An 8,252-nucleotide genomic window follows, 5' to 3' on the forward strand; every position below is an offset into this window, starting at 1 on the left:
ACGACGAACGGAGGGGATTCGCAGTGTTGACTGCCGAAGAGAACGAGCTGCTCACCCGCGTCGGGCCGGGCACGCCGATGGGGAACCTGCTGCGCCGGTATTGGTGGCCGGTCCTTGCTGCCGATGAGCTCGGCCGGACGCCGACGAAGGCGATCCGCGTGTTGGGTGAGGACCTCGTCGCCTATCGCGACCTCTCGGGCAACCTCGGGTTGATCGAGCGTCACTGCCCTCACCGCCGGGCCGATCTGTCGCTCGGCATCCTCGAGCCGGACGGCATCCGCTGCTCGTACCACGGATGGTGTTTCGACGCCTCTGGCCGCTGCACGGATCAGCCCTACGAGCAGACGGCGAACCCGAACTCGCGCTTTCGCGACAACGTCCGCGCAACCGCCTACCAGCTCCGCGAGCGAGCCGGGATCCTCTGGGCCTACATGGGGCCCGACCCGGCACCTGCGCTGTGGAACTGGGAGCCCTACGGCTGGGAGAACTGCTTCCGGCAGATCGTGACGGCGGAGGTGCCGTGCAACTGGCTGCAGGCCCAAGAGAACTCGATCGATCCCGTGCACTTCGAGTGGCTCCACGACAACTGGACCGCAGTGCGATCGGGCCGGCCGGAGCGCGCGGCGAAGCATCTGAAGTTGGGTTTCGACGAGTTCGAGTTCGGGTTCACCTACCGGCGAATCCGTGAAGGCGGTACCGAGGACGACGAACTGTGGACCGTCGGTCGGGTCTGCTTGTGGCCCAACTGCCTGTTCACCACCGATCACTTCGAATGGCGTACGCCGATCGACGACGAGAACATGTTGAGCATCACGCTGGCGACCGAGCGGGTCCCGGTGGACCGAGAACCGTTCACCCAGGAGACGATCCCCTCCTGGCGGGGGCCCATCTTCGATGACGACGGACAGTGGATCCTGACCCACGTGATGAACCAGGACTTTGCCGCCTGGGTCGGCCAGGGACGGATCGCCGACAGGACCAGGGAGAATATCGGGCCGTCGGACAGAGGCATCGTGATGATTCGGCGTCAGCTGCTCGCCGATGTGGAGCGGGTCGCGCGAGGCGAGGATCCCAAAGGCATCGTGCGCGGCGAGGAGACGCCGATCCCGCTGCCGCTCGTCAACGCCGCCACCTTCACCAGACCTCGCTCTCGCTCCGAGTACGAGGAATGGCACGCGCTCCTCGAACGCATGGGGTTCCCCTCCGACTATCCGTTCCAGGCTGGTCAGCCGGCGTGGGTGCGGAGCCTGTACCAGGAGGCGATGGCAGCTCCCGCCGGATCGCCGCGGGCGGAGGCCGGTGTTCTGGCGTGAGCGTCTTGCCGCTCGAGGGCTACCGGGTGATCGACCTGACGTCGGTGGTCATGGGTCCACTGGCCACCCAGATGCTCGCCGACCAGGGTGCCGACGTCATCGTCGTCGAGCAGCCCGCCGGTGACGCCAACCGCCACATGGGGTTGGGTCCGCACCGTGACCTGTCCGGGCCGGCGCTCAACCTGATGCGCAACAAGCGCAGCATCGTCCTCGACATCCGGCACCCACGTGGCTACGAGGTACTCGTCGACCTGGTGCGCAGCGCCGACGTCTTCGTCACCAACCTGAGACCGGGCTCGCGGGCCCGTGCGCGTCTCACCGACGATGATCTCCGCCCCCACCGGCCGGATCTCGTCTATTGCAGCGTCGCCGGCTTCGCGGCCGACGACCCGCGGGCGGACCACGCCGCCTACGACGACATCGTGCAGGCGGCCGCGGGCTTCGTCGACATCCACGACCGCGCTGGCCTGACCTCGACGGCCGCGCCGACGATCCTTGTCGACAAGATCGTCGGGATGGCTGTCGCCAATGCGATCACCACAGCCCTCCTTCATCGAGAGCGCACCGGCTTGGGCTCGGAGATCGCCATGTCGATGCAGGAGATCGCCTCCGCGTGGTTGCTTGTCGAGCACGGCGCGGCCGCCATCCCCGAGCCGCCCACCGGCCCTCCGGGCTACCCGCGACTACTGAGTCCCCAACGGCGACCACTGCGTACGAGTGACGGCGCGGTGGCGATCCTCACGTACGAGCGGCACCACTTCGAAGGGCTGGCACGCCTGGCCGATCGCGACGACCTGCTCGCCGACCCGCGCTTCTTGACCAGGCTGGGGCGGCTCGAGCACATCGACGAGCTGTATCGCGAGTACCAGACGATCGCCGCTCGGTTCGACACCGCCACCTTCCTCGAGCGGTGCCGAGCTCACGGCGTCCCGGCCCACGAGGTCGTGACGCTGGACGACATCATCGCCGAGCTTCGCCTCGCCGATCACCCGCACGCGGGGCGTTACCGCGTCACCCCGTCGCTCGGACCGGCCACCGCCGCCTCGATCGCTCCGCGCCCGGCCCCGCTGATCGGCGAGCACGGACCGGACATCCTCCGCTCACTTGGCTACCCGGCCGACCAGATCGACGATCTCGTTGGGCTTCGAGTGCTCGGCTCGGACCCGTGCGAGCCCGCCGATCGACCGACGTGACCCCGCCGGCGATGAACGTCCTCGTCCTGATCACCGACCAGCACCGCGCCGACCACGTCGGCTACGCGGGAAACGAAGCGCTGTCGACACCGAACCTCGACCACCTCGCCGCCCGGGGAATGGTGTTCGACAACGCGTGGGTCGCCAACCCGGTGTGCATGCCGAACCGATCGACGATCATGACCGGCCGCATGCCCAGCGCCCACGGCGTGACGTTCAACGACCGCTCGCTCGAATGGGGCGCCGCCACTCACGTGCGGCAGTTCCGGCGAGCCGGTTGGCGAACGGCGCTCATCGGCAAATCGCACCTCCAACACGGCATGAGCCGTGGCTCGGCGCACCCCGTCGACCTGGACCCGGCCGTCGACCACGGCTACGCCGCCGGCTGGGACACGCTCGAACATCCCGAGCGCTACGTCGCCGAGCCCCCGTGCTTCCCCGACGACTTCTACGGCTTCGACACCGTCGAGCTCTCGATCGATCACGGCGGTCGCATGTCAGGGCATCATCTGCTCTGGGCGCTCGAGCACGGAGCGCGCTACGAAGACGTCGTCGTCCCGCTCACCGCCGAGTCGCCAGCGCTGCAGCGGTCCGATCGGTGGTGGCAGCTCTACCAGCCGCCGTACCCCGACGAACTTCACAGCACGAACTTCGTCGTCGAGCGGACGATCGAGTTCATCGAGTCGTGCGCGGCCGCTGACCAGCCGTGGTACGCGTGGGCGTCCTTCCCCGACCCTCATCATCCGATGGCTGCTCCCGGACGCTGGTATCGCCGGCACGACCCGGTCGACATCGAGATCCCGAGCTCCTTTGGCGATCGAGCCGTGTTCGATCATGCGCCGCAGTACCTTCGCGACACCCTTCGCACGACCCCACGGATGCAGACCCGATACGTCACGCCATGCGGGACCGACGATCCCGACCTGGTGCGTGAGTACCTCGCGGCGACATACGACCTGATCGAATTCCTCGACGACGGCGTCGGCCGCATCCTGGAGGCGATCGAGAGGATGGGCCAGACCGATGACACGGTGGTCGTCTTCACCTCCGACCACGGCGACCTCGGTGGCGATCACGGGATGCTGCTCAAGGGATTCAACCCATTCCGGGGTGTGCTCCAGGTGCCGATGGTGATCGCAGATCCGCGTCGGCTACCGGGGCGATCGCCGTCGCTCGCCGGGAGCATCGACATCGGTCCCACGTTGATGGACCTCTGCGGGGTGAGGCCGCACGACGGCATCCAGGGAGTTTCGCTGGCACCGGTCGTCGCAGACCCAGCGCGGGTGGTGCGAGACCACGTCCTCGTCGAGGACGACCTGCGCCGGTCCGACGCTGCCCGCCGGGGCATGCCGCACCGCCTCCGCACGATCGTCACGGGCGCTGCCAAGTACACGAGGTGGTGCGACGGTCACGAGTTGTTGTTCGATCTGGCGGCCGATCCCGACGAGACCGCCGATCTCGCCCATCGTGCCGACCCACGCCTCGACGCTGCGCGGGTGGCTCTGCTCGACTCACTCATGGCACACACCGACGACGCGCGCGGCGCCCCCGTCTCTTGAACGCAGTGGCCGTGCTCGCCGAGATCGAACCCCCCAACGGAGGTAGACAGATGAACGACCTCGTCAGCATCACTCACGCTCGACGTCACGGAATCGCCGACCTGCTCGCACGTACGGCGGCCCGACGGCCTCACCACCGAGCGCTGATCTCGGATGGTGGGACGGACACCTTCGGCGAACTCGACCGGCTCGTCACGAGGGTGGCGCACGCGATGGCCGATCGCGGCATCGCCAAGGGTGATCGGGTCGTGATCTTCGGTCACAACTCCCGGGACTACATCGCCTACTACTTCGCCCTGGCCCGGATCGGTGCGATCTCGGTCCCTGCGAACTTCATGCTCAACGCCGAGGAGCTCGCCTACATCGTCGTCCACTCGCAGCCGGTCGGCTACATCGTGGAGGACCAGCTCGCCGGCATCATGGATCGAGCGTGGCACCAGGCATCTTCGGGCCGCACGCCCCGACTGAGGGTATGGATCTCCACGGGCAGCGCTCGACCCGACGGCTTCGACGACCTCTCATGTCTCGAGTCCGAGGGGCGGGACGACGAGATCGCCGTGACGATCGACGACGACGATCCAGTTCAGATCATGTACACGAGCGGCACCGAGTCGAGGCCAAAGGGGGCGACGCTGACGAGCCGGTCGCTCATCGCCCAGTACGTCAGTTGCATCGTCGACGGCAACATGACGGCCGACGACATCGACATCCACTCGTTGCCGTTCTACCACTGCGCTCAGCTGCACTGCTTTCTGACGCCCGATGTCTACGTCGGTGCCACGAGCATCGTCCTCCCACGGCCTGATCCGGAGCTGATCTGCGCAGCGATCGAGCACGAGCGAGCCACCAAGCTGTTCTGCCCGCCGACGGTGTGGATCTCGATCTTGCGTTCCGACGCGTTCGATCGGTTTGACCTGTCGTCGTTGCGCAAGGGCTACTACGGGGCATCGATCATGCCCGTCGAGGTGCTCCGCGAGATCGGTCAGCGCCTTCCCCAGGTGGACCTGTGGAACTTCTACGGTCAGACCGAGATGTCTCCGGTGGCGACCATTCTGCAGCCACGCGATCAGGTGCAACGCGCCGGATCGGCCGGGGTGGCGACGCTCAACGTGGAGACCAGGATCGTCGACGACGCCGGTCGCTTCGTGGAGCCCGGAACGATCGGCGAGATCGTTCACCGCAGCCCGCAAGCCATGGTGGGCTACTGGAACGATCCGGAGAAGACCGACGAGACCTTCCGCGACGGATGGTTCCACTCCGGCGATCTCGGCGTGATCGACAGCGACGGATATCTCACGGTCGTCGACCGCAAGAAGGACATGATCAAGTCGGGTGGCGAGAACGTGGCGAGCAAGGAAGTCGAGGAGTGCCTGTTCCAGCACCCGGCGGTCGCCGAGGCTGCTGTGTTCGGAGTCCCGGATCCCCACTGGATCGAGGCCGTCGTGGCGTGCGTCGTCCTCCGCGATGGCGCCGACGTGAGCGGCGACGAGCTCGTCGCGTACTCACGCCAACACCTCGCCGGCTTCAAGACGCCGAAGCGGATCTTCGTCGTCGACGCACTCCCCAAGAACCCGAGCGGGAAGATCCTCAAGCGCGATCTCCGTCTGCAGTTCGCCACCGAGTGACCGCCGGACTCGCGGCGGCTGCTCGCGGACGGCTGGACGGCTGGCCGGATGACCCGACACGCGAGACTCGCGACGTGCTGGGACACATCGGAATCAACGTGCCCGACCTGGCTGTCGCGCGGGCGTACTACGCGGACCTGATGCCGCAGGTGGGGTTCGAGCCCTTCCTCGACGAACCTGACCAGTTCGCCTTTCGGCCAGCGCGGGGCAAGCCAGGGACGTACCTGTTCTTCTACCCCGGCGGTTCGCAGCTGCCGAACTCGCGTCATGACACCACTGGGCTTCAACACCTCGCCTTCATGGTCGGCGCTCGAGCCGCAGTCACGGAGGTGCACCGCTGGGCGATCGCGAGCGGAAGCGAGGTCGTCCACGCGCCTCGCTCGTTCCCCGAGTACCCACCGCCGTACTTCGCGACGTTCTGGCTCGACCCGTTCGGAATCATGCTCGAGGCGGTCTGCCACTACGACCGATGATCCTCGGGGATCCGCTCGAACTCAGCGATGACCTCGTGGAGGAGCGGCCGGTCACGCTGCGTATGTGTGCGAGCGGTCGACGTGTCCCTTGACCAGCTGCGAGGGCCCGCGTCACGTGACGGGAACGCCGGGTCTCCGTACGGGGCCGGTGCACCCGCCCCGAACCCCGTCCGCCACGTTCCCCCGGCGGCGTCGGAGGTCGGTGCGTGGGTCAGCGGAGCTGGTCCCACGGTCCCCAGACGGCGAAGGACATTGCTGGCTCGAGGGGCGGGTCCTCGCCCATCAGGTTGAAGAACAGAGTCGTTCCATCGGGGCTGAACGTCGGTCCGGTGGGGTCGTTCACCCCGTCCATCGCCTCGGCGATGGTGTATCTGTCGCCGCTGGGAGTAAAGGCGTTGAGCGTCGATGTACCGATGCCGTCATCGGCGATCAGCATCAGACCCGACTCATCGACGGTGACTGCGTCGGGGTAGTTGAGTACCCAGATGCCCGGTGCCTCGAGGAGCAGTTCGAGCATGCCGCCGTCTTCCGAGGCGTCGGGATGGTAGGCCCAGACCTGCCCGCATCCCGCGGCACCGCCGGCGGTGGCGAGGAACACGGCTGAGTTCGTGGCGGTACTCCACACGCATCCTTCGAGGCCCGCGAAGGTCGCACCGCCTTGGGCCTCGACCTGTCGGAACACGCCATGGGCTGCGTCCTCGTAGGTCGTGCCGGGCGCCGGGTCGGGGTCCTCGATCACGACCCAGTCGACGTCGAAGCGAGTGCCCTGCTCGAACCCGCCGCGCATGTCTTTGCCTCGTTCACCTCTGATCCGCAGGCCGTACAGGGTGCCGCCGTCGGCCAATCGGTCACGCGTCGTGGGTCGGAACCGATAGAACCCGGCGGGTTCGGCGTCCTCGGTGAGGTAGCAGTCTCCGGTGCGGGGGTCGATCGCAACGGCTTCGTGAATGAATCGGCCCATCGCCACCAGCGGCTCGGGGTCGACGATGCCGTCGGCGTCTGCGGGGACCTCGAAGACGTAGCCGTGGCGTTGCTCGAAGCCATTCTGGAACTCGTCGTTGTCCTCGTTGACGACGAAGGGCCGGTCATCCTCGATCGTCTCCTCACACGACAGCCACGATCCCCAAGGCGTGCGCCCACCGCTGCAATTGGTGTGAGTGCCGTTGAGGCTGAGGAAGTCGCGAATCACCTCAACCGAACCGTCGGGCTTCACCTCGAGCTCCACGGTCGTGGTCGCGCCACCGGCACGGCGGTCATAAGCGCGCTCACCCGCGACCGCAGTCGTCTCGTTCGATGGGCTGTCGACCTCGTGGTTGCGAATCAGGCGCAGGCGCCCGTCGGGCATCGCGAAGACAGCAGAGCCGTCGTGCGACGCGGGGCAGATGTTGCCGTCGGACATCGTCTCGCCGGCGATGCCGAAGCTGCGGTAGTTGAACCCTTCGGGCAACAGCAGCCGCTCGACGCCGTCACGAGCGTCCGGGACTGCGCGCCGCTGGCCGATGGGGGATCCTGGACGCAGCAACCGCCATAGTTCATCGCTCCCCGCGCGCCGGGCTCGGGCAACTGCGACTCCACTGTCGAGCACCGACAGCGCAGCAGCGCTGCCGAGCACCCCGCGGACGAATGAACGACGAGACAACGAAGATGAAGTCATGGCGCGAGATGGTCGCAGCGCGACGTGACGCGGCGATTGCGCCGCCGTTGCGGGCAACTTGCCTCACGGTTGCATGCCTCGAACATGCGACCGCAGCTGCTTTCGCGCCATCCCGCGGCGCAATCTCGCCCGCGCGATGCAACGACCGGGCCTCGCGGGATTCGCGGCATCGCGGCATCGCGGCATCGCGGCATCGCGGGAGTACCCCAGCCGTTCTCGTCGCACCATCGAACTCATCGGCCTCACGATCGACGACTAGGACCGCACCGACCCGCTCCTGGCGAGGGCAAAGGCCAACAATCCGAGACCGGCGCCGAACTGTCGCCCGCCAGCGGGATGGGACCACCCTTGCGCCAGTGTGATGGGACCGGGTCGGGGGTTGTCAGGCTCGGCGTGAGGATGATGCGTCGCCGGCGGGGTCTGGGTCAATGCCGG

6 protein-coding genes are annotated in these 8,252 nt (G+C 67.2%); 5 read left to right on the forward strand and 1 reads right to left on the reverse strand.

Annotated features, from left to right (window positions below):
* Positions 1-23 precede the first annotated feature (23 nt).
* The 5 genes from DN771_RS25120 (at position 24) to DN771_RS25140 (ending at position 6,163) form a co-directional block, all read left to right on the forward strand.
* Complete coding sequence (locus tag DN771_RS25120; protein WP_117000318.1) at positions 24-1,313, forward strand: aromatic ring-hydroxylating oxygenase subunit alpha; 1,290 nt, start codon at positions 24-26, stop codon at positions 1,311-1,313.
* On the forward strand, positions 1,310-2,506 hold the full coding sequence (locus DN771_RS25125) for a CaiB/BaiF CoA transferase family protein (RefSeq protein WP_162942393.1): 1,197 nt from the start codon (positions 1,310-1,312) through the stop codon (positions 2,504-2,506). The genes DN771_RS25120 and DN771_RS25125 overlap by 4 nt, the downstream gene beginning before the upstream one ends.
* On the forward strand, positions 2,479-4,065 hold the full coding sequence (locus DN771_RS25130; RefSeq protein ID WP_227462475.1) for a sulfatase family protein: 1,587 nt from the start codon (positions 2,479-2,481) through the stop codon (positions 4,063-4,065). Before DN771_RS25125 ends, DN771_RS25130 begins: the two co-directional genes overlap by 28 nt.
* 50 nt (positions 4,066-4,115) lie before the next feature.
* Positions 4,116-5,690: a fatty acyl-CoA synthetase gene (locus DN771_RS25135; protein ID WP_117000329.1), complete on the forward strand. Its 1,575-nt coding sequence runs from the start codon at positions 4,116-4,118 to the stop codon at positions 5,688-5,690.
* A gap of 74 nt (positions 5,691-5,764) precedes the next feature.
* The gene (locus DN771_RS25140) at positions 5,765-6,163 is read left to right on the forward strand and encodes a VOC family protein (RefSeq protein WP_117000330.1); all 399 of its coding nucleotides are present in this window, start codon (positions 5,765-5,767) and stop codon (positions 6,161-6,163) included.
* A 211-nt stretch (positions 6,164-6,374) separates the two neighbouring features.
* On the opposite strand, the gene DN771_RS25145 is transcribed toward DN771_RS25140, so the two are convergent.
* On the reverse strand, positions 6,375-7,685 hold the full coding sequence (locus DN771_RS25145) for an alkaline phosphatase PhoX (protein WP_162942394.1): 1,311 nt from the start codon (positions 7,683-7,685) through the stop codon (positions 6,375-6,377).
* Positions 7,686-8,252: the final 567 nt, after the last annotated feature.

It is taken from the genome of Desertimonas flava, assembly GCF_003426815.1.
Classification (GTDB): domain Bacteria; phylum Actinomycetota; class Acidimicrobiia; order Acidimicrobiales; family Ilumatobacteraceae; genus Desertimonas; species Desertimonas flava.

What these genes read in the sequence shown, in the direction of transcription:
- DN771_RS25135 (WP_117000329.1), top strand. Translation starts at nt 4,116, where the DNA reads ATGAACGACCTCGTCAGCATCACTCACGCTCGACGTCACGGAATCGCC.